Annotated in this window: 20 protein-coding genes and 1 pseudogene; 1 reads left to right on the forward strand and 20 read right to left on the reverse strand. The window is 35.7% G+C overall.

Annotation, left to right across the window (positions count from 1 at the left end):
• Positions 1 to 9: 9 nt before the first annotated feature.
• The 18 genes and pseudogenes from D7D81_RS02245 to D7D81_RS02330 all read right to left on the reverse strand — a co-directional run bounded on the left by D7D81_RS02245 (position 10) and on the right by D7D81_RS02330 (position 20946).
• Positions 10 to 1260 (reverse strand): Gfo/Idh/MocA family protein, encoded by a 1251-nt coding sequence (locus tag D7D81_RS02245; protein WP_125986920.1) that lies wholly within the window; start codon positions 1258 to 1260, stop codon positions 10 to 12.
• A 74-nt stretch (positions 1261 to 1334) separates the two neighbouring features.
• Entirely contained in the window at positions 1335 to 2174 is an 840-nt protein-coding gene (locus D7D81_RS02250) for a carbohydrate ABC transporter permease (protein WP_125986922.1), read from the reverse strand.
• 19 nt (positions 2175 to 2193) lie between these two features.
• Entirely contained in the window at positions 2194 to 3069 is an 876-nt protein-coding gene (locus tag D7D81_RS02255; RefSeq protein ID WP_286170088.1) for a carbohydrate ABC transporter permease, read from the reverse strand.
• A gap of 61 nt (positions 3070 to 3130) precedes the next feature.
• Positions 3131 to 4357, reverse strand: a complete 1227-nt coding sequence (locus tag D7D81_RS02260) for an ABC transporter substrate-binding protein (RefSeq protein ID WP_125986924.1) — start codon at positions 4355 to 4357, stop codon at positions 3131 to 3133.
• Between the two features lie 223 nt (positions 4358 to 4580).
• The gene (locus D7D81_RS02265) at positions 4581 to 5723 is read right to left on the reverse strand and encodes an ROK family transcriptional regulator (RefSeq protein WP_125986926.1); all 1143 of its coding nucleotides are present in this window, start codon (positions 5721 to 5723) and stop codon (positions 4581 to 4583) included.
• Between the two features lie 226 nt (positions 5724 to 5949).
• Positions 5950 to 7016: pseudogene (locus tag D7D81_RS20360) on the reverse strand (IS30 family transposase).
• Positions 7017 to 7206: 190 nt separating this feature from the next.
• Positions 7207 to 7551, reverse strand: a complete 345-nt coding sequence (locus D7D81_RS02275; protein ID WP_125986929.1) for a phage holin family protein — start codon at positions 7549 to 7551, stop codon at positions 7207 to 7209.
• Between the two features lie 241 nt (positions 7552 to 7792).
• Positions 7793 to 8689, reverse strand: coding sequence for a 4-hydroxy-tetrahydrodipicolinate synthase (dapA, locus tag D7D81_RS02280; RefSeq protein WP_125986931.1), 897 nt, complete (start codon positions 8687 to 8689; stop codon positions 7793 to 7795).
• 21 nt (positions 8690 to 8710) lie between these two features.
• Positions 8711 to 9865 (reverse strand): iron-containing alcohol dehydrogenase, encoded by a 1155-nt coding sequence (locus D7D81_RS02285; RefSeq protein ID WP_125986933.1) that lies wholly within the window; start codon positions 9863 to 9865, stop codon positions 8711 to 8713.
• A 115-nt stretch (positions 9866 to 9980) separates the two neighbouring features.
• Complete coding sequence (locus D7D81_RS02290) at positions 9981 to 11276, reverse strand: TRAP transporter large permease (RefSeq protein WP_164522082.1); 1296 nt, start codon at positions 11274 to 11276, stop codon at positions 9981 to 9983.
• An 87-nt stretch (positions 11277 to 11363) separates the two neighbouring features.
• Positions 11364 to 11837: a TRAP transporter small permease gene (locus D7D81_RS02295; RefSeq protein WP_164522083.1), complete on the reverse strand. Its 474-nt coding sequence runs from the start codon at positions 11835 to 11837 to the stop codon at positions 11364 to 11366.
• Positions 11838 to 11939: 102 nt separating this feature from the next.
• Complete coding sequence (locus D7D81_RS02300) at positions 11940 to 12974, reverse strand: TRAP transporter substrate-binding protein (protein ID WP_125986939.1); 1035 nt, start codon at positions 12972 to 12974, stop codon at positions 11940 to 11942.
• 102 nt (positions 12975 to 13076) lie between these two features.
• Positions 13077 to 14024: a hydroxyacid dehydrogenase gene (locus D7D81_RS02305; RefSeq protein WP_125986941.1), complete on the reverse strand. Its 948-nt coding sequence runs from the start codon at positions 14022 to 14024 to the stop codon at positions 13077 to 13079.
• 49 nt (positions 14025 to 14073) lie between these two features.
• A complete protein-coding gene (gene pdxA, locus D7D81_RS02310) occupies positions 14074 to 15102 on the reverse strand; it encodes a 4-hydroxythreonine-4-phosphate dehydrogenase PdxA (protein ID WP_125986943.1) in 1029 nt (342 codons plus the stop codon).
• A gap of 15 nt (positions 15103 to 15117) precedes the next feature.
• The gene (locus tag D7D81_RS02315; RefSeq protein ID WP_125986945.1) at positions 15118 to 16437 is read right to left on the reverse strand and encodes a four-carbon acid sugar kinase family protein; all 1320 of its coding nucleotides are present in this window, start codon (positions 16435 to 16437) and stop codon (positions 15118 to 15120) included.
• Positions 16438 to 16458: 21 nt separating this feature from the next.
• Positions 16459 to 16665, reverse strand: coding sequence for a hypothetical protein (locus tag D7D81_RS02320; RefSeq protein ID WP_125986947.1), 207 nt, complete (start codon positions 16663 to 16665; stop codon positions 16459 to 16461).
• A 130-nt stretch (positions 16666 to 16795) separates the two neighbouring features.
• A complete protein-coding gene (locus D7D81_RS02325) occupies positions 16796 to 18724 on the reverse strand; it encodes a sigma 54-interacting transcriptional regulator (RefSeq protein WP_164522084.1) in 1929 nt (642 codons plus the stop codon).
• Between the two features lie 182 nt (positions 18725 to 18906).
• Entirely contained in the window at positions 18907 to 20946 is a 2040-nt protein-coding gene (locus D7D81_RS02330; RefSeq protein ID WP_125986951.1) for a methyl-accepting chemotaxis protein, read from the reverse strand.
• 253 nt (positions 20947 to 21199) lie between these two features.
• Between D7D81_RS02330 and cysK the strand changes: the two genes are divergently transcribed.
• Entirely contained in the window at positions 21200 to 22117 is a 918-nt protein-coding gene (cysK, locus tag D7D81_RS02335; RefSeq protein ID WP_125986953.1) for a cysteine synthase A, read from the forward strand.
• A 40-nt stretch (positions 22118 to 22157) separates the two neighbouring features.
• On the opposite strand, the gene cysE is transcribed toward cysK, so the two are convergent.
• On the reverse strand, positions 22158 to 22805 hold the full coding sequence (gene cysE / locus D7D81_RS02340) for a serine O-acetyltransferase (RefSeq protein ID WP_125986955.1): 648 nt from the start codon (positions 22803 to 22805) through the stop codon (positions 22158 to 22160).
• A gap of 164 nt (positions 22806 to 22969) precedes the next feature.
• Positions 22970 to 23302 carry a NifB/NifX family molybdenum-iron cluster-binding protein gene (locus D7D81_RS02345; protein WP_125986957.1) on the reverse strand — a complete coding sequence of 111 codons (333 nt, stop codon included), beginning with the start codon at positions 23300 to 23302 and terminating at the stop codon, positions 22970 to 22972.
• Positions 23303 to 23305 lie beyond the last annotated feature (3 nt).

The raw sequence follows: 23305 nt of genomic DNA on the forward strand, positions 1-23305 counted from the left end.
ATATTAAAATTATAAATTTACTCTCCATTCCTTTAGTTGAATAATACTATTGTTTTTTCTTGCTTCTTCAGCAGCAAAAGCTATTAAATGGCTTTCAAGTGAAACATCTAAAGATGTCGCCCCACTATTACCTTCCTTATTTTTTAATATATCGACATACTGGTTCATAAGCCCGGTATCACCACCACTATGTCCACCCCGTCCTTCTTTAACACTTATTTTATAAACATCTTTTCCGAACTTAAATACCTGAATAATTCCATGTTCGAGATCACCTCTGATTTCTCCCTGTGACCCAAATAGTTTTATCGTTCTATTAATCTCCTTAGAAAATGCTGTTAGGGTAAAATTCACCTCAGTATTATCCTCCTGGGTCATATTCACCCGCTGTACCTCAGGTACATTATTATCACATTTCCAGACACACTTGCCATAGGGACCTTCTTGTAAGGCCTTAAACCTACCTTCATAGGAAAAGTCAGTGGTAATTACTGAAACTGGCCAACCAGTATTATCCCCCAAATAGATTTTGCGGGCAGAATATGGGCAGTCATTTTCAATACCACAATCAAGACAACGGTCACCGGCACCTTCCGGTTGTTTTTCTTTCCGAAATACCTCCCTGGAGGCATGTGAAGATAAAAGCTTTGTTTTAGTTCCTAAAAGCCAATGTAAGATATCAAGGTCATGACAGCTCTTGGCTAAAATTATAGGGGCAGCAAGATCTGTATTCCGCCAGTTACCCCTGACATAACTGTGGGCAAAGTGATAAAACCCTATATTTTCAATCAGATCGACAAGCCTGAGATCACCAATCACCTTATCATCCATCAATTCCTTTAATTTCTGAAAAAAATTAGTATACCTCAACACATGAGATACCAATACTGTACTATTAGTCTCTTTATATTTACGATAGATCTCATTTACTCCCTCTAATGTAGGGGCAATTGGTTTTTCCAGCAACAACTTATAGCCTTTGTCCATAGCCTGAATAGCTGGCTCTACATGCATATTATCTAAAGTAGCAATTATTATTCCCTCAGCAAGCCTATCCCTGGATAATAATTCTTTCCAGTCAGCAAATTGTCTATCATTATCTATATTGTGCTCTTTTGCAAAGAGTCTGCGTTTAGTCACATCTGGTTCAGCTACTGCGACAGCTTTAATATCACCAGGGTGTTCCTGTATATACCTCCCATAAGCCTCTCTTCCACGATTACCAGCACCTAACACAACAACAGTTGCAGGACCTGACATTAATAATCACCTCTAATAAAATTATTTTTTAATCTACCAATTTATTAAATAAAGGTTAAACAGATAACTAAATTCTACCCTTTAACGGCTCCAGCAGTTAATCCTTGCACAAGGAATCTCTGGACAAATGAAAATAAAATAGCAACAGGCAAGATAGAGATAACAGCAGCTGCCATCATTTCATGCCAGAGTACTACATTTTTCCCTACGAAATCACTCATAGCCAGGGTTATTGGCGACATACTGGCATCATTTATAAAGGTCAAAGAAAACATCAAATCATTCCACCCCATGATAAAGGCATAGATACCAGCTGTAGCAATTCCCGGCCCGGCAAGTGGGAGAATTATTCTATATAGGGATTTTAATAGTGAACAACCGTCTACCATAGCAGCTTCTTCCAGGCCACGGGGAATGTTTTCAAAATAACCAAGCAAAAGCCAGATAACCATCGGTAACGCAAAAGCAGTTCTACCTACAATTACAGAGGTAAATGTATTAATTAATCCTAGATTTATTACTATTTTATACAAGGGAACTAACAAAACTATTGGAGAAAACATCTGAGTAGCCAGTACAGAAAACAAAAATAGTTTCCTCCCTTTAAATTGGTAGCGGGACATGGCATAAGCAGCTGGTGTACCAAGGGTCAGAGACAATATACCTACAGAACCAGCTATTAAAATACTATTTAAAAATGGTTTATAAAACTGATACTCACCTACCCAGACTGTCCAATAATTGACGAACTGTAAATCCTCAGAAATCCAGGTAGGAGGCCAGGTCAATACACTATCAAAGGTTTTAAATGAGGTAGAGAGCATTACCGCAGTAGGAAATAGTAACATCACTAAAAAAAGTATCATTATAATATGGGTCAATGAAATTTGTATAAATCTACCTTTGTTTTTCATTTGATCACCATCCTTTAACTTATTCTTTTGCTTTAAATAAATTCCAGTAGAACAAACTAAAAATCATAAGTAAGATAAAGGTTGTCACAGCATAAGCTCCACCAATACCTAAATCGAATTTACTAAAGGCCTCTTTATATGTTTTAATAACCAGAGTTTCTGTGGCATTGACCGGCCCACCCTTAGTTAAAACCCAGATAATATTAAAAGAATTAAAAGTCCAGATAATTGATAAGATAGTCCCAGTTAAAAAGACAGGTTTCAACTGGGGTAATGTAATTTTAAACAATTGCTGCCACTTATTTGCCCCATCTACCCGGGCTGCCTCATATATTTCCTGAGAAATCCCCTGTAATCCAGACAAAAATACCACAATCATAAAGGGAATACCAATCCACATATCATTAATAACTGCGGCTATAAAAGCTGTCGACCTATGACCAAGCCAGGAAATACCTTCACTAATAAATCCTAATTTTATAAAAACATAATTCAACATACCATATTCACCATTATAAACCCAGCGCCAAATAATAGCTGAAACAACCTGAGGTGTAACCCAGGGAATTAAAATAAGGGTTCTATAAAGCCCTCTTATCTTAAATTTCTGATTTAATACTAAAGCTATAGCTAGTCCAATTAGTGTTTTGCCCATCACAGAACTAACAGTCCAGATAAGGGTTCGTTGTAAGGCACCCCAAAATTCCCTATCCTGAAGCAATTTAGTAAAATTACTTAAGCCTGCAAATTCTACTCCCTCCCAGGGACGTGTTAAAACCTCATGGTAAAGAGCAGTTCTAACAGTTAATAAAATTGGATAAGCAACAATTAACAACATAAAAGTAGCGGCTGGTAGTATAAAGATATAGGGGAGATACTTTTTACGAATACTCATTGTCTTTACCTCCTGATTAAGGGCCTTCCCCCAGAAACATTTCTGGGGGAAGACAACTATATTATCTAGTGGGAGCAATACCTTCATCTTTTATCTTAATAACAGCTATATCAAGGGCCTCCTGGGGAGTTTTATCTCCCATTAAGGCACTCTGAATTGCGTCTGTCATAATATCCTGAAATGTTTCCCAAACTATAGGTAATGGTTGTGCTTCACCGGTTTTAATAGTATCAATAAAAGTTTTAAAGAAATCATCTTTTTGGAATTGCTCAGTATCTGCAGCATCTTTCATAACCGGTACTGAACCATACTCATAATCATAATAGGTCTGATTTTCATAACTGGTAATAAAGTCTAGATAATCCCAGACCTGTTCACTGGCACTTTTAGATAAGACATAAGAATCAGAAACCAGTATGCTTTTACGGTAGTCTCCCTTTGGTATTAATGCAGTTTGATAGGGAGTTTCTTTATTATCGGGGGAACGACCAATAATTGATTTGCCCCAGGGTCCACAAATAAACATGGCAATCTTACCAGTGGCAAAAAGAGTCGGGAGTTCTTCCCGGTTATATTCTACAGGATTAGGAACAAATTTGTGTTTCCTGTAAAGGTCTACATAATATTTTAATGCTTTAACACCGGCCTCACTGTTAATTACAGGTTCACCATTTTTATCAAAAACCTCTCCCCCTGCCTGGAAGAGGTAGTTAAAGAATTGGGAAGTTGTAGAAACATGTTTTGCCCCAGCAATACCAAAACCATACATACCTGGATTTTCCTGCTGTATTCTTTTGGATACTTCAATAAGCTCTTCCCAGGTTTGTGGTGGTTCTGCAATTAGGTCAGTTCTATAAAACAGGGTTTTAGTAGAAAAGGCTCTGGGTAAACCATACTGTCTATTTTTATATTGGGCAGTTGCCAGTAGTGATTTAGTGTAATCATCTTTTTTATCTTGATTCATATATTGATCAAGGGGCTTAATTGCCTTCATCTCAACCAGGACAGGTATCCAGCGAGAACCTACATAGACAAGATCAGGTAAATTATCAGCCTGGGCCATACTCATCATTTTCTGATAAATATTTCCCCAACCCACTTCAATTATTTCAATCTCAACATTAGGATTTGCTTCCATGTATTTATTGGCAAATTCGTGGACATATCCAAGTTTTTTATCATCACCTGGTTCCATGTGTCTAATACTAATTTTTTCTTGTGCAAATACTGAAAAACTCATACCTGCCAATATCACTAACAATAGACCAATCAATAGATATTTTTTCAAAGTTATCCCTCCTTGTTTTGGTTAAAAACGGGAAATCTTAAAATATATAAGTGGCACTTAAATATCCCACTTTACCGTTCCAGCCCAATTATATTAATTACGCTTGTCGTTCGTTACGGCGTCCTGCCTACGTGAAAAATATAGAATTGCTCCATTAATATAATTGGCTTACACAAAGCCTTAATGTTAATAAATTAAATGAAACTTATATAGTTTTAATTTTTTACCCTATTGATCCCTCCTCTCTTTTAAAATACCTGGAATTATGAAAACAAAAACTAGCCCCCCCCATTATAACGGCATCCTCCGCTAGAGTCGCTGGCAGAACCTGTACATTTTGATAAAAATCCCACATCGAGTATTTCTTGATCCTGTCTTTCATATGCTTGTAAAAAGACTTTGGAGCCAATTTTACCAGCTCTCCTCCAAAAATGACTGCCTCAGTATCTATCAAATGTATGTAATTGGAAAGAGCCAGGGCTAGATAATCACAAAAGTTTTCATAATTTGGAGAATCAAAATCTATATTTTTAAATTGCTTACGGAATTGCCTTTCATTTTCCACAGAAATATACTGGGATAGAACAGCTGTTAAACAACCTTTACGCCCACAAATACACTTAGCCCCTTCTTTTTCTACGATTATATGACCAAATTCACCAGCCTGGCCGAATTTTCCCCGGTAAATATTATTATCTATTATTATCCCAGCACCGACTTGGGACCCGATCATTACATATATATAATTTTCTAAATGTTTATAGCCAAACTCATTTTCGGCAAGAGCAGCTAAATTAGTATCGTTTTCTAAATATACAGGGAAAGAATATTTTTCCTGTATTGGTTCAAGGACAAGGAAATCCCTTAAACCCATAATAGCCGAATATTTAACAGAACCATTTTCTTGATTAATAATTCCCGACCACCCGAGAGCCAGCCCAATGATTTTTTCTTCAATAATATTGTTGTTTTTAATCAATTTATTAATTATATTTACTATTATTTCAACTATATTGTGTTCAACTGGATATCTTAATTCCTCTTCATAACTATCATGAATATTATATTTGAGGTCAAGTAAGGCCATTGAAATAGAACCTGCAGAAATATTAGCACTAAGTATATAACCATGATCAGGGTTTAAATCTAATAAAATTGGTCTCCGTCCACCCTTTGATTCACCTTCACCTATTACTATTATCAACTTATTTTTTATCATTTCATCAATCAGGGTAGTAATCGTAGTAGGGCTCAACCCTGTTTTTTCAGTTAAATCTGCTCGAGAACAGGGACCAGCATCATTAAATTCCCTGATAATTAAGGATACATTTATATTTTTCATTAATTTCATATTACCTTTTCTCATCTAGTATTCCTCCCAAACCCGAAACTTTTTTTGTATGACAAAAAAAGTTTTTAAAAAAATAATTTCTAATACTTATTCAATCGTCCAAAATAAGTTTCTATAATTAGTTTACTACTTTTCTTGATAACTGTCAAATTATTTTTGATCTTCCTCAGGAGTTATTAATTGCAAGTTAAAATGCACGGTTTTTTAAAATATTTTCATCTTCAATATTTGTTAATATATGTTAAGCAACATTAAATGTCTTTTCCTTAAATATTTCTCTAGACGTTTTGAACTCAAAGATTTTTCTCGGGTAGGTATTTATAAATTCTTGTATTCTTTTAACTTTATTTCTGGTTAATCCTTTGAAGCTAATTCCTTTGGGTAGAAACCTACGGATCATCTTATTTATGTTCTCATTTGTTCCTCTTTGCCAGCTGCAGTATGCATCACAATAATACTGTTTTGTCCTAGGAATACTACTCCCGGTGAAAGACTCTTCAATACCCTCATAATCTTTAAATTCAGACCCATTGTCTGTTGTAATTGTTTTAAATATCTTTCTAAATTTAACTACTCCATGGCGTCGCTCAATTCTATCTAGGCCTTTTATCACTGATTCCTGGGTTTTATTTGGAATTAATTCTATTATCTCTTTACGACTTGTTCTTTCACTCAATACAAGTAAATATGGTTCATTCTTGCCCTTTCTCCCTTCAACTAAATCCATCTCCCAATGTCCAACCTCTTGTCGCTTATCTGCTTCATTTGGTCGGTCTCTTATTGTCCTGTTTTGTTTATGATTTTTTGTTCTTTGACTCTCTTTCGGCTTCCGTTTTTTCTTTCTATATTCACCATAGATTAAGTTATTTCTTTCAATCTGTAATATCCCTTGATCTATATAATTATTGTTTTCCAATGAATTGATATATCAAATTTATCACTTTCATCAATCATTAATGCTATTACTTCTGGTGAATATTTCTCTTTAATTTTTTCTTCTATAAAACTTGCTAAATCAAAGTTTTTTCCTATTTTAAGTTTAGGCCCTTTTGCTGATGCATTAGTATCATATACACCCTGAGCTATCTCAGGAATATATTCTCCCTTATCTCTCCACATGTAGTCCTTTAGGATTGTAATTCCTTTTTTAATTTCTCTACTAATAGTGGTTCTATGGCAGTTCATCTCTCGGGCTATCTCAGTATAATTTTTTCCTTGCTTATTATATAAATGAGCTATGATTTTTCTATCTTCTAGAGTTAAGTGTTTTCCTTTTTTTCTTTGTATGTTATAATGAGTTTGACGCATATTCTGTATCCTCCTAATGTTTTGTGTGGTGCTTAACATTATATCGAAGATACAGATATGTGTCTATTTTTTTATTACCCCGTGCATTTAATTATACAATGTTTCTCTTCCTCAGGAGTTCCTCAGGAGATAATGAGTTAAACTTGCCTCCTATAACCTAGAAAAGCCAGCTAAAAAGCTGGCTAATTTTTTAATCCAGTATTCCTTCCAAAATCCAGTTAATAAAACTTAGTATTATGGAAGCAATGATGGCAGAGAAGATTCCAGAAATATAAAAACCAGGGACAAAAGCTGCAGTTATAAGCAGCATCAGTCCGTTTATTACAAATAGGAAAAGACCGAAGGTTATAATTGTAAATGGTAATGTCAATATTGTAAAGATTGGCTTGAATACAGCATTGACAAAACCCAATATTAAGGCTGCCAAAAGGCCAGCAATGAATCCGCTAACATAAATTCCAGGAACAATATAAGCTGTTATCATTAAAGCAATCATAGTTATCAATAGTTTGGCCGCAAAGGTTTTTCGTTGCATAATTTCACCTCCAATTTTTTAGTTCAGTGATAAGTTTAAAACAGAACTATAGACTATATTATATTACAATAGACTTTAATGGTTCTTAAAACCAGGCTTGTCTGTTAGCAAATTTATACCCAAAACGCTATTTTTTTATTTATACTATAATTATAATACAGAATTTTATAATTGACAAAAGGACCCCTGGATTTACATCCTGGGGTCCTCCCGCCTTACTAGTTGATTGTCAGAGATATATTTAAAAGGAAGATGTGTATTGCAAATAATGTTTATTAATAACTTCCTTGACTTTCGTTTTTATACTCTCATCAGGCATTAGAATTGGACTTCTAGTTGGACCAACAGGCTTACCGCTTAGTTCCATAGCTGTCTTAACAATTGATGGAAAGGTATTTAAACCCAGAGTACTCCGAATTGGAGCAATTTTATCCTGCATTTGTTTTGCCTCTTCATATTTTCCTTCTTTCCATAAACGGTATATACCTACCATTATTTCGGGGAAAATATTGGCCATACCACTAACAGACCCTTTACCTCCTGCCAGCAAAGTCCAGTATACTAATCCATCATTACCTGATAATACACTAAAATCTGCAGGTGTTAATTGGATATATTGCAGGATATTTTTAAAATCTCCACTACTATCTTTAATGCCCACAATATTATCAATCTCTGCCAGCTGCTGTACAATATCTGGGGAAATAGAAACCTGTGTCTTAGCAGGAATATTATAAATTATAATTGGGAGCTTAACACTTTCAGCAATACGCTGATAGTGAACAAACATTTCTTCCTGTGAAGGTGAGACCACATAGGGTGTAATTACAGAAACTGCATCGGCACCCATAGCCTCCACTTCTTTGGTAAGTTTAATTACTTCCCTGGTAGTTATTCCACCAGTACCAACCCATACCTGAACTCTTCCTTTAGCTTCATCTATTACTATTTCAACCATTCGTATCTTTTCTTCATAAGTTAAAGAGAAAAACTCTCCATTAGTACTTAAACAAAATAATCCCTGTACACCTTTGTCAATATAATAGTTTACAGCTTTACGTAATGTTGCTTCATCAAGGTCCTCATCTGAAGTCATAGGAGTAACCATGGCAACTATTATTCCCTCCGGATTAAACATTTTAAATTCCTCCTTATTATATTAGTCAACAAAAACCTTTTTATATATTCTTTTTGCATCTTTATATTCAACTAACCGTGGATTATTATTTAATAAACGTTCTACTGTCATTGCAGACTTAGCCAGATCCTCAATATCATTTTCAGCAATATTGATAGTATCAACCTTGATACCGACCTCTCTAGTTAAATCTTTAATTGCCTCTACTACTCTAACTACAATCTGCCCTGTTGAAAGACCATCTCTCTTAATACCCATTTTTTCTGCCACTCTAACAAATTTATCTGGTACTGCTGAAGAATTGAATTCCATTACATCAGCCAGTAAAATAGCATTAGATAACCCATGACTTACCCCATATTTCCCGCCTAATGGGTAGGCCAGAGCATGCACTGCCCCTGTTCCAGAATTTGTTATCGCTACCCCACCATAAAAACTTCCTAAAATCATTTTATATCTTGCTTCTTTATTTTCTCCGTTTTTAACTGCTAACGGTAAATATTTACTTATTAAGCGAATTCCCTCCAAAGCATATAAATCACTCATTTCATTTGCTTTATTACAAATAAAGCATTCAATAGCATGGGTAAAGGCATCTATTCCTGTTTCTGCTGTAATTTTTGGCGGCAAAGATATCGTTAACTCTGGGTCCAGTATAACTGCTTTCGGTATTAACGCCGGTCCAATTAATCCCAATTTGATATTTTCTTCCACATTTTTTACAATAGCATTTGGGGTTGCTTCTGAACCAGTTCCTGATGTCGTAGGAATCATAATTGTCGGTAATCCCGGTTCAGTTATCTTTTTGCCAATAAACTCTTTAACAGAATCTTCTACACTATTGGCAACAGCCAGCAATTTTGCAGTATCAAGAGTACTACCTCCACCAATACCTATAATTCCATCAAATCTATTTGCTATATTAAGTTTTTTTATGGCTTGATCTATCTCATCAATAGTAGGCTCCCCTTTTATTTCATCAAATATTGAAAATGATATTCCTGAATCTTTTAAGAGAGCTAATATGCTGTCTATAAGTCCTAATTTCATCAAATTATTATCTACTACTACAAGTAATCTAGAAATACCTAATTCTTCAACTATTTCTCCTACCTGTTCACTCTTAGAAAAACCTATTTCTACTCTTTTTGGTATTTGAAAAATAATATCTTGCATATTTAAGACTCCTTTCTTATAATTTTATATTTTTATAAGCAATTAATTTTTTCCTTATAAAATAATAGTTACCTTACTGCTAATACTGTGCTAAATCATATTTTTCCCACAACTACTAGATTAAACCAAATAATCTAGGCAAGAAAAGTGAGATGGCAGGAACAAATGTAACTAAACACAAAACTGCTAATTCGATTATTAAAAAAGGCCATAACTCTTTAATTAAATCAATTAAAGATACTTCACCTATTGCAACAGCTGAGAAGAGTCCAACTCCAAATGGAGGTGTAATTAAACCAATCATAAAATTAACTATCATAATCACACCAAAATGTACAGGGTTTATTCCAAAACTTTGTATTATAGGAAATAAAATAGGACCTAAAATTAATATGCCTGGGTTTGTACTAATAAACATCCCCCAAAGTAATAGTATTACATTGAGTATCAATAGTATTTTCCATGTGCTACCTCCACTATAAGATAGCAAGATATTTGTAAGTAAATCTGGAAAACGTTCCAAACTTAAAAACCAAGCAAAAGATGTCGCAACTCCTATAATAAAGTATATTTTAGAAGATTGAATAATTGTTTCTTTCATAATATTTATCAAGCTCTTAAGCCCTACATTCTTGTATATTAATACCGCAACAACAAAAGAATATAGAACTGCAATTCCTGCTGCTTCAGTAGGAGTAAAAATACCACTTAATATTCCCCCTAAAATAATAACAGGAGCCATTATTGCTACAATTGAATCCTTAATTATTTTAAATATTTGTTCTTTAGTATATTTTGTTTCATTTTTAGGGTATTTTCTTTTTCGAGCCAAAAAGAATATAATAATAAAACAACCAACACCAAGAAGCATACCAGGAATAGCTCCTCCCAAAAATAGGGCTCCTGTACTAATACCTGTTACAGCTGCTACTAATACTGCTGGAATTGACGGCGGAATAATAGGACCCTGAATAGCAGAAGCAGCAGTAACAGCAGTTGAAAATTCTTTATCATATCCATCCTCAACCATTGCTGGAACTAAGACAGAACCCATAGCTGCTATATCAGATAACGCAGACCCCGTTATTCCAGCAAAAAGCATACTCGCTAAAACATTAACATGTGCTAATCCACCCCTTAAACGACCTACTAACAAATCTGACAATTTAATCAAACGAGTTGTAACTCCACCTTTATTCATTAAACTTCCTGTCAACATAAATAATGGAATTGCCATAATAACAAAACTATTCATACCAGCAAACATTCTCTTGGGTATCATAAGGATAAAAGAATAATTTCCAGTTATTACACAATAAAAAAGTGATGTTAACCCTAGTCCAACACTTACTGGAATTCCTGAAAATAACAAGATTGCAAAAACTAGAAATAGCCAAGCTAAAACACTCACAATATTACCCCCCTTTTGTAATTAAAACTTCTCTTAAAATATTTAAATCTTAAAATATTTAAATCTTAAAATAAAAAACTAGCTGCCTTATTTATCTTTGCTTTTAACTTTTAACATGTTAATAAATTTTTCCACTGTAAAGAGAAATAGTAAAACTCCTGCCAGAGATATTGAAAAATAGGGGAATGCCCATAAAATTCTTAAGGCTGGTGTTCTTGAAGAAAAACCTTCAAACATAAAAATTGAATATCCACCCCAGATTATTACTCCTGCAAAAAAAAGAGTCGCTATTTGACAAATTAAATCTAAAATATAATTTCCTCTGTCTGTCAATACTTTTTTAATAAAATCAATACTCGGATGAGAACTCTCTCTTAAAGTTAGTGCACTCCCTATCATACCTATATATATCATACAATATCTTGCTAATTCTTCTGCCCATGGTAGACTAAAACCAAATACATACCTCAAAAAAACTTGAATGATAATTATTATAATACCACTTGCAAGAGATATAAGGGAAATAAACCAACTAAAATTTGATAATATTTTCCAAAACAAAATAAACCCTCCCTTATTTTTATTGTTTTTTTGATAGGGCACCTGTGATTTTAAATACCCTTGATAGGTGCCCTATTATTAAACTAAAGCTCAGTTTTAGTATTAATACTCATATTTTTCAATTTCAGCAAATAATTCGTCAATAATATCCTGATCTTCTACTTGTTTACGAATAAATTTAAGGACTTTAGGTCTGGCAGCATCTCTAAATTGCTGTAATTGTTCATCAGTTAAAATAGTAACCTTCATCCCATGTTCCTTTACTTCTTTTAATCCTATCATGTTCTGTATTGAAGACACAGCATTATTAATTCTAAATGATTCTAAAGCACCTTCTCTAATTATTCTTTGCTGATCCTCATTTAGACCTTGATAGAATTTCTCGTTTATTACTAGGGGAACCATATATGTGATATGACCATCAAGAGTAACATATTTTTGTACTTCATAAGCCTTTAAATAATTAATATTGTTTATTGGATTTTCCTGCCCATCTACTACTCCTGTCTGCATCGCACCATAAAGCTCTGAATAAGCAATTGGTGTAGGTGATGCTCCTAATGCCTTAACCATTTCCATATGTGCCGGTACAGACATTGTTCTAATCTTTAAACCTTTCATATCTGCTGGAGTATGAATTGAACGAACATTATTAGTAAAGTGGCGTCTCCCTTCTACATAAAATCCAAGAGGTCTAACGCCTGACTTTTGAGCCATATCTTCCAATAATCCCTTCATAAACTCATTATTAGGATTAACTACATCCCAAGCAACCTTAGTAGATTTAAACAAATATGGAATATCAAACATATAGAAATTTGGATAATACTTTGCAGCTAACTGTCCACTCCCCATACTTGTAGCCATTTCAATCGTCCCTCTTTTTACCTGTTCAAGCATCTCATCATTACTTCCTAACTGATTAGCTGGAAATAAGTCAACTTTAATATTTCCATTTGATTCTGTCTCAACGTATTGTTTGAAATACATCATACCAGCACTAGAAGCATCAAAAGGATCTAATTGACTACCAAATCCTAATTTAATTGAAACCTGACCTGCTAAAGCACCTGCACTTACAACTAATACAAAGACCATTGACATGATTAATACTGTAGATAGGTTAAACTTTTTCATTTTACACTCTCCTTTTGTTTAGTATTAAAATTAAAAAATATGAACTTATTTATTTCTTTCTAGTCACCTCCTGCCTTATCACTGCTATCTATAATTAATTAGTTAGTAAGTTATTTGATTTAAATTTACAACGTTTTCTGGCATTTCTCCTTCTAAAACTTTTAATACTCCTCTAGATACCATCGTTGACATTTTAATAATTGCTTCTTCTGATAATGCTGCCATATGAGGAGTTACAATAATATTATCATAAGAAAATAATTTTTCATTTATATCAGGTGGTTCCTTATCAAACACATCTAAAGCTGCTCCAGCTATAATCTCATTTTCTAATGCTAATGATAAATCACTCTGACATATAACTTCTCCTCTTGCACAATTAATTAAATACCCTTTTTCACCCAATAATTTTAATTGTTTATATGTTATCAAATTTATAGTTTCCTTAGTTAATGGCATATGCAAACTTACAATATCAGATTTTTTAAAAAGGGTATCAATGCTATCACAAAATTCTACTTCCTGATTTTCATTTATTTCAGCATAAGGGTCATAAACTATTGTATTCATGTTAAAGCCCCTGCTTTTTTCTACTACTTTTTTTCCAATCTGCCCATAACCAGCTACGCCAAAAGTTTTACCCTCTAGTCCAACTGGTTTAGCACTATCTCTATAGTTGAATTTTCCCTTTCTCAAGTTAATATCAGAATTCCTTATATTTTTAACCAGAGCTAATAACATAGCAATAGTATGTTCAGCAACCGAATCTGCATTAGCCCCAGGAGCATTTACAACAGGGATTTTAAATTTAGTAGCAGTTTCTACATCTATTTCATCAACTCCAACCCCATGTTTTGCTATAACTTTTAAATTAGGATTCCCCTCAATGATACTTTTCGTAACATTGCCTATTCTAAGAATGATTGCGTCTTTATCTTTTGATTCCTCTTCCATATTTTCAACACTAGATAAAATTGCTACATCTGCTTTTTCACGTAAAATTTTCATTCCAATAGGATGTATCGGCTTTGTAACCAAAATCTTATACATTATTTACCCTCCTTTATCAATGATTCACACTAATCTTAAAATATTTATATTAATATCTGTTTTTCGCAAAATCTACTGCCATATTAATTGCCTCTACAAGGCTCTCTTCATTCGCTCTTCCTTCGCCAGCTTTATCATAGGCTGTTCCGTGGTCAACTGATGTCCTGATGATAGGCAGGCCTACAGTAGTGTTTACCCCACTGACAGAAGAGAACTTATCTGTCTCTTTATTGTATTTAAAACCTGTCACCTTCATCGGGATATGTCCCTGGTCATGATACATTACCACAGCAATATCATACATACCTCCCTGCACCTTACTAAAGATTGTATCTGGTGGAACAGGTCCTTCAGCCTTTATCCCTCCAGCAGCAGCCTCTTCAATTGCTGGTATAATCTCATCAATCTCTTCCCTGCCAAAAAGGCCTTGTTCCCCTGAATGGGGGTTTAAGCCTGCCACAGCTATGCGGGGTTCTGCTATACCCAGATCTAGCAGGGCCTGATGGGCTAGTTCTATGACCTTTAATACCCTATCTTTTTTGACCAAATCACAGGCCTTACGTAAAGAAACATGTGTAGAAACATGAATTACCTTCATATCTTCACTGGCCAACATCATAGCATAATCCTTTGCTTTAGTCTTTTCAGCGAATATTTCAGTATGACCGGCATATTTAAAACCTGCCTGATTAATTGCCTCTTTATGGATAGGTCCGGTTACTACTGCAGCAACGCTATTGTTCATGGCCAGTTCTATCCCTTTTAGTATATATTCTACAGAAGCCTTACCGGCAGCCGCACTGACCTCTCCATACTTAAAGTCATGTAATCCAATATTGTCAAGGTCAAGTAAATCCAGCTGACCGTGTTTCCCTACTACATCCCCAATATCTTCTATAACATTTAATTTAAGATTTGATGGAATATAATTAATTGCATCTTCCATAATTACCCGACTGCCAATAACAAGTGGTTTTGCTCTTTCATATATTTCTCTATTCCCCAGTGCCCTGACCGCAATCTCTGCTCCAATACCAGCCGGGTCTCCCATTGTTATTGCTATAATTGGTTTATCCATATTTAAGGTTTATCTCTAAACCTTCACCTCCCTGTTAGTACTGAGTTTTGATACTATTTTATATAAGGTCTCTTCTCCACCAAATCCCCCTGCCTTGGTAACTAATCTCAGTCTCTGATATTTTGAGTTTTCAGGAGAACTAAGGGGTATACCTGGTAAAATCTCTTCCCTGATTAATAGACTCTTAATACCAAGTTCATTACAGATACCAATAGCTGTATCACCACCTGTTACAAAAAGGTCTCTTATCTCGGCTTCTGCCAGGATATTAGCAGTAAGCTCAGCCAGGAAATCCCTAATCTTTGTCTCCAGTCCCCTGAAAGAAATCTCTCTGGCCTGTAATATCTCATCAGCTGCTTCCTGTTGATTAAAATCAGGGTCAGGGTGAATGATAAGGTGCTTTTCTCCCTCCAGGGCAGCCAAGGCCTTACTGGTATAGCTCTTTAAAGAACCCTTTTTATCCCTAAAAATGTCCAATAGATCAATCTTAAGGTAAGAAACTAATAAATTCCGGGAGAGGTATTTTATCTGCTCCTCCATTACCTTATTTCTGGTGCCTACTACCATTAAAACCGGCTTCTTATCACTGCTTATTAAATAATCATCTTCTCTTTTACTGGAGTTTAGACTGGAAAAATGATTGGCCAGACCAGCAGAACCACAGTACAGAATAGAACTATTCAATCTTTTGCTGCTGTTTACAATATCCCTTAACTGTGAATCCAGTGCTGCATCAAAGACTATAATCTTTTTCCCTTTTTTCTGCAGGGCTTCAATCTGTTTAAATATGACCTTTTCCCCCTGCATAACATCTTTTAATTCAACCAATCCTACCGGTAAATCAGTCTGCTGCTGGATATAATCGGGGATATAACTCCCCTGCCAGGGGTCAAGGCCCCCTTGATAATACTGACTTAACCCCAGGGGTTCATTGTTTACCAGCAGATATCCACCTACAGTTAAACGGTTATTACCCGGGAAACTTGGAGCCAAAATACAGAGGTCCTTATCCAGAAAATCCATTAATACCTCCAGCTCTTTACCAATATTACCCCTGAGTGTGGAATCGATTTTTTTGTAAAAAGTAGCATTTTTTTGCTGATCCAGCCGTAATTTAGCAGTGATTTTCCTGCTGGCCTCAGCAGCCTCCTCACCACTTAGCTCCCTTGTCTCTGTATCAATTACCAGAACATCGCCCTTAAACAAATTATTACTTTGAGAGTCATCCTGCCAATTCAAGGGATCAATATAGACCAGTGTCTTAAGGCCCTGTTTGGAAAGCTGTACACCTGAATCATTGGCACCAGTTAGATCGTCTGCAATTATAATCATCATCGTCTCTCACCCTGTATAATTTCATTTTTTATTTATTTGTTTATTATAAATTGCATCAACCATGCCAGGGAATACCTTTATAGAAAAATTAAATACTCCCAGTTTAAAAAGGGAGTATTTAATCCTGCTTCTTTCTTTTCTTTTTGAAACAATATTGCTGTTTTTAACGGTTATTTGTTTCATTTTTAAACATAAAATTATTTTTATAGAATAATTTTTATTTTTCATTCTTTTTTATTTTTTAAATAAACAATAATTAAAATTTTACACTTGTTAGAGTTGTTTGTTAATGTTTTATTATGAAACAATAGTTGTTTTTATTTGGAACACCATTCTATTTTGAAACAACTATTACCTTTTAACCATCTAATTTACGCCACAGGGTAGTCCTGCCGATACCTAATCTTTTAGCAGCTGCTGATTTATTACCACCCTCTGCCCTGACAACCTGGTCTATAATCTCTTTTTCCATCTCTGACAAGGGCTTACCTAAAGAGAGGGATATTTTATTTTTACCATTTAACTTCCCATCTGCTTTAATACCCTTCGTAGGAGATCCCTCCAGAGAACTAATTGTCTCCTTTACTAATCTTCGGGGAATCTCTTTCCCTTTCGCCCTGACAACCAAACGTTCTACAGCATTTTCCAGTTGACGCACATTGCCCGGCCAATCATAATTACTGAGTATTTTCATAATCTCCGGACCCGGATTTTTTATTACCCTTTTGAGCCTGGAATTAAACTCAGCAATAAAATAATCTACCAGGAGGGGAATATCATTTCTCCTCTGTCTTAAAGGTGGAATGTTTAGATTCAGGACATTAATCCGGTAAAAGAGGTCTTTTCTAAAATCCCCTTTCTCTACTAACTGATAAAGGTCTTTATTAGTAGCCACAATAATTCGTACATCAACTGGTGTTATCTTATCATCCCCAATACGCCTTACTTTTCTTTCCTGCAGTACCCTTAGTAGTCTGACCTGAATATCCAGGGATATCTCCCCGATCTCATCCAAAAAGATAGTTCCTTCATGGGCCTGTTCAAAAAGGCCTGCTTTTCCTTTCGTAGCACCGGTAAATGCCCCTGCCACATAACCAAACAACTCACTCTCTAATAGATTTTCCGGAATAGCTGCACAATTAAAGGCTACAAAGGGTTTATTATGACGGAAACTGGCATTATGAACTGCCTGGGCAAAAAGCTCTTTCCCTGTTCCAGTCTCCCCAAATATTAATAAAGGGGAATCTATCCGGGCATAGTCCTGAGCCTCAATAATAGTTTCTTTAATGGTTTCAGTTTGACCAATTATATTATCAAAGGTATTTTCAGCAACATATCCTTTCAGATAGAGCTCCTTCCTGATCTTCTGCTCCATCTTCTGAACACCAGAGACTTCCTGACAGGTGGCTACTACACCAATGTGTTCTTCTGCTACTCTAATCGGTGTTACATTAGCTGCAATTTTCTTTTTTCCTACAGTCCATATCTCTTCTCTGGGCTTATCGACCATCTTAATCATTTTTGTCAGCTTAAGTTCAGGTAAAACATCATTAATCTCCCGACCAATTACTTTATCCGCCTTTTTGTTAAAAAGGATTTCAGCACGAGGATTAAAAATATCTATCCTACCGTCTTTATTAATGCTGATAATACCTTCATGAGCCGAATCAATGATACTCTTTATCCTGTTTGTTTTTTCCATCTCTCTACGCCTTGTCCTGGCTATATTTTCAGCCTCAATCAGGGCCCGGTGCAGACTCTCTTTACCGGATTTTATTAGATGTGTTTCTAAGCCTAATTCCTTGGCCATTCTTACCGAAATATTATCACCAACAACAAAATTATACCCCTCTGCCTTAACTCCCTGCAATACACTTTTTATCTTGGCAGTATCTTCATACCATTCCTCTTTCAGGGTAAAGACCTTCAGGTTTATCCCCATTATCTCTCCCAGTCCTTCTATACCATGTGTAAAGGGTTCAAAACCCACCAGAGCTATCTTATCAGCCTCTCTCCTGACATAGTACAATACCCGAATCAGGTCAAAACCACTTACCGGAACATCAACAACCGGCAGGTCTGTTACCTCCTTTTTGATAGCAATCGAAGTACCACCACGGCTAATAACTACATCACAGCCCTTTGCTTCTAACTCAAGGGCCTTCCTGGCCCCTATCTCCAGGTCTCCTATCTCTATCTCTATTTTTTTGCCTACTTCATTAGCCAACTCTGCAAAAAGATCAGCCAGTTTCTTATAAGGGGAAATAAAGGCTATAGAATACTTCAATCTTAAACCCTCCTCTCCTAATATATGGGAAATTATTATAATATTCGTCAATTTTCGATAATTTTGATTTAATCCTATTATAATACAAACTACCCTAATTGACAATTCCTGAGAATAAAATAAAAAAAGACCGAGGAATAATAACCCCCGGCCCTTAAGCAATTTCAATTTATCCTAAAAGATTATAACTCAAATCTCTTAATAAGCTCATTTAGTTCATCAGCCATGGCAGCAAAAGAATCGGCCAGGGAACTCATCTCTTCAATATAGGAGATCTGTTCCTGACTGGAAGCGGCCACCTCTTCACTGCTAGCTGAGGTTTCTTCAGATATGCTGGCTATGTTATCAAGGCCTTCAGTTATTTCCCTGCTTTCACCGCTAACACTCTTAACAGCCTGACTGGCTTTCTCAATACCTCTGTTTACTTTTTCAATACTGGCTTTGATATCATCAAAGGCCCCCCTGGCTGATTCAACGGTCTTTTCACCTGTCTCTATCTGACGGGAACCTTCTCCCATCTTGCTGGTAGCATCCTTTGTCTCGGATTTGATATCTTCAATCAAATCCCTTATTTTACCGGCAGAACTGGCAGATTCTTCAGCCAGATCACGTATCTCATCAGCAACAACAGTAAAACCTCTACCTGCTTCACCTGCCCGTGCAGCCTCAATAGCTGCATTTAAGGCCAGAAGATTTGTTTGATTGGCAATACTATTAATTATCTCTAAAATACCATCAATCTCATTGGAGATATTCTCAAGGTTATTTATACCACTGGCTATTTCATTGATCGAAAGCCGTATATTGTTCATCTGCTGACTTACCTTTTCAATCTCATTCTGACCTTTTTCGGTGGCCTGGTTTACCTCTACAGCCAGAGTTTCAACATCCTGGTTAGACCTATCCATGGTATCTATACCCTCAGCCAGATTTTTCATCTTAAAATTAATATTATCAATATTCTCTGATTGATTATCAGCCCCGCTTGCTACCTCCTGAATAGCCTCAGCAACCTGTTCAGAGCTAGACTCTACCTCATCACTGATAACCTTTAATTGTTGTGATGAGTCTGCAACATTACCGGCAGCCCCAATAATATTATTAATCACTTCTCTCAGTTGTAGAACCATACTGTTAAAGGCTTTACTTAAAATCCCTATTTCATCCTTACGTTCAGTATCTTTATCTTTAAGTAAAACCTCTTCTTTTATAACCCCTTTACCAAGTAAATCAAAGGCCTTTAAGAGGTCTTTAAGGGGATTAAGCTGCCAACCTATCAGAAAATAACCTGTTACAAAAATTAAGATAACACCAATTACTGCTACCATTAAAATGCTGTTTCTGACCTTATTAACCGGCTCATTTATTACTTTGATAGGAACATCAATTGCCAAATACAAATTCCTATCTTCGGCCAGCCGCTGAATTATCTTATACTGCCTGTCTGTTTTTTCCTCTACAGAATTAACTCCCTCTTTTATCTGCGAAAAATACCAGGGGTCATTACATTCTCTCCCTATTAATTTAGTATCAGTATGATTTAAAACAATTCCCTCTTTATTAATCAACTGAATATTAGCATCTGCCATATATGACTGACTTAAGGTTTTATTTAAGACACTAAGGGGTACTGCCATTACATAATAGCCCATTAAATCCTCATTATTCCTGTGAATAGGGGAATTAAATAGTAAGTAATTTTCCCCATCACTGCTCATTATTCTTTCAGAAGAGGTGTTTTTATATTCATCTTCTGGCATCAGTACCTGTATAAAATCAGTCATCTCGTCGTCTTCTTCCATCCGTGAATCAGCCAGTACAATCCCATCAGGGCTGGTAATATAGGAAAAAGCAATCTCAGTAATTGAGCTGTCGATACTCTTTCTTAAATCAGCAGAATCATTCCTTACATTATAACTAAATGACTTGAGCAATCTATCAGACTTAAAATCACCCTCTAAAGTTAAGTGTAACATATACAGATAGTTTACTACATCCCGGTCAGCAGCAAACTGGGCAACCTGTTTCTCTGATTGGGAGAAGATCTCTGCAATTGTATTTTTCTGAGACTGCTGTATAATACCAATCTTACCATCAATCTGCTCTAACAACATATCACTGGTATTGTGATATGTAAGATAAGAAACAACCACCATAACTATTACTGCAATAAAAGTAATTATCAAACTAATTTTCCATTTTAATTGTAATGATTTAAACATAGAACCACTCCTTTAATAATTAAAGTCTCTGATATTTAATAGAATATAATAAATAGTTGTTTAAAATACCTATATAAAGATCTTAATATAATAATTCACGCTAAAATCTTAAATTCCTCTAAAAAATGGTTTTTTATTTGACAATTATACACTTTTTCTAGTATAATTAATTAAAGTCCTGAAAACTTATCGATTTACTAGGTTTTATTTTGTTTCATTTACAAGGGGCTATCAAAAGGGAGGTATACTAAATATGAGGATTTACAATAATGCTGTAGAACTTATTGGTGATACACCGATTATCAAGCTAAACAAAGTAACCGGTGATAGTTCAGCAACAGTCTTATTGAAATTAGAAAGGAATAACCCTGGAGGGAGTATTAAGGATAGAATCTGCTATAATATGATTAAAACTGCAGAGGAAGAGGGAAGACTAAAAAAGGGTGGAACTATCATTGAACCAACCAGTGGTAATACTGGTATTGGCCTGGCTCTGATTGGTGCTGTTAAAGGGTATCAGGTAATTCTGACTATGCCTGATTCAATGAGTATAGAGCGGCGCAATTTGCTTAAAGCCTATGGGGCAAAATTAGTACTTACCCCTGGTGAAAAGGGCATGAAGGGGGCTATTGATAAAGCCAGAGAATTAGTTGCTAAAAATAGTGATTATTTCATGCCAGGTCAATTTGAAAACCCGGCCAATCCTGAAATCCACCGCCAGACAACTGCCCGCGAGATCCTGAGAGATACTGGTGGAAAGATAGACTATTTTATTGCAGGTGTCGGTACAGGTGGAACTCTGACTGGCACTGCTGAGGTTTTAAAAAATGAAATACCAGAAATAAAAGCTATTGCTGTTGAACCAGCTACTTCAGCAGTTCTCTCCGGTGAAAGTTCTGGTTCTCACAAGATTCAGGGTATTGGTGCAGGCTTTATTCCTGCTGTTTTAAATAAAAACATTATCGACAGGGTGATAAAAATTTCTGATATTAAAGCAATTGAAACAGCACAACTACTGGCCAGTAAAGAAGGGCTTTTACTGGGTATATCCTCAGGAGCTTCTGCTGCTGCGGCCCTACAGATAGCAGCTGAGTTAGATAGTAATAAAACAATCCTGGCAATAGCACCTGATACTGGTGAACGTTACCTCAGTACCGGGCTGTTTAATTAAAACCTGATTTATTACTATAAAAACAAAGACCAGTCCACCTTTAGCCAGGTGTTCTGGTCTGTTTTTTGTCTTTTTCTAATTTAACAAGCCTCTCCTCAAAAGAACGGAGTGCTTCCCCGATTATATCCGGTAATTCTCTATGGTTAAGCTCCATTTCAGGATGAATTTTCTTCCCCGCCCTCTTGGTCACTCTACCAGGTACACCCACAACAGTACTATTTGCCGGGACATCATGTAAGACAACAGAACCTGCCCCAATCATGGAGTCCCTGGCAATGGTTATTGAACCAAGGACCTTAGCACCTGCCCCAATCAGGACATTGTCACCTATTGTCGGGTGCCTCTTTCCTTTTTCTTTACCAGTTCCTCCCAGGGTTACCCCCTGAAATAGGGTAACATTTTCCCCAATCTCTGTAGTTTCACCAATCACAACACCCATCCCATGGTCAATAAAAAAACCCTTACCGATCACTGCTCCAGGATGTATCTCTATACCGGTAAAAAACCTGGCCACCTGTGATATTATCCGGGGTAATGTCCGCAGCCCGATCTTATATAAGCTATGTGATAAGCGATGAATAATAATGGCGTGGAGCCCTGAATAGGCTAATAGCACCTCTATAATGTTATTAGCAGCAGGGTCCCTTTCAAAAACAGCCTTTATGTCTGCCTTAATCTCTCCAAACATAAAACCCCTCCCCATATATAAAAATATTCATTGTGAAAGTTAAATATTAGTAATTTACTCAAGTTAATTATATCATTTTTCTTTGCTTAATCAAACAATAAAAATCCCATCCTCAATAATTAAGATGGGAAAATAATAAAAGTATTCTATTTTAATACTATTATTTAGTGTTCACAAATATCCTCTTCTGTCTCTAGACTCCCTTCAAGATAAAGCCTGATACCATCCATGACCGAACCACTGGCACCTGTTACAACCTCAATATCAAATTGATTAAACAAATCAACTGCTTTCCTGCCCATTCCCCCAGCAATAATAACATCTACACCATGATCCCTTAAGAATTTAGGCAAAAAACCAGGTTGATGACCGGGATTATCAATAACTTCTTTATTAAGCACTTTATTTTCATCTACTGCAACAATGGTAAATTGTGGGCAATGCCCAAAATGCTGAGCAAACATATCCCCTTCAGTAGGGACAGCTATCTTTTCCATCTT

It is taken from the genome of Halocella sp. SP3-1, from assembly GCF_003953885.1.
In the GTDB taxonomy this organism is placed as follows: Bacteria; Bacillota; Halanaerobiia; order Halanaerobiales; family DTU029; genus Iocasia; species Iocasia fonsfrigidae.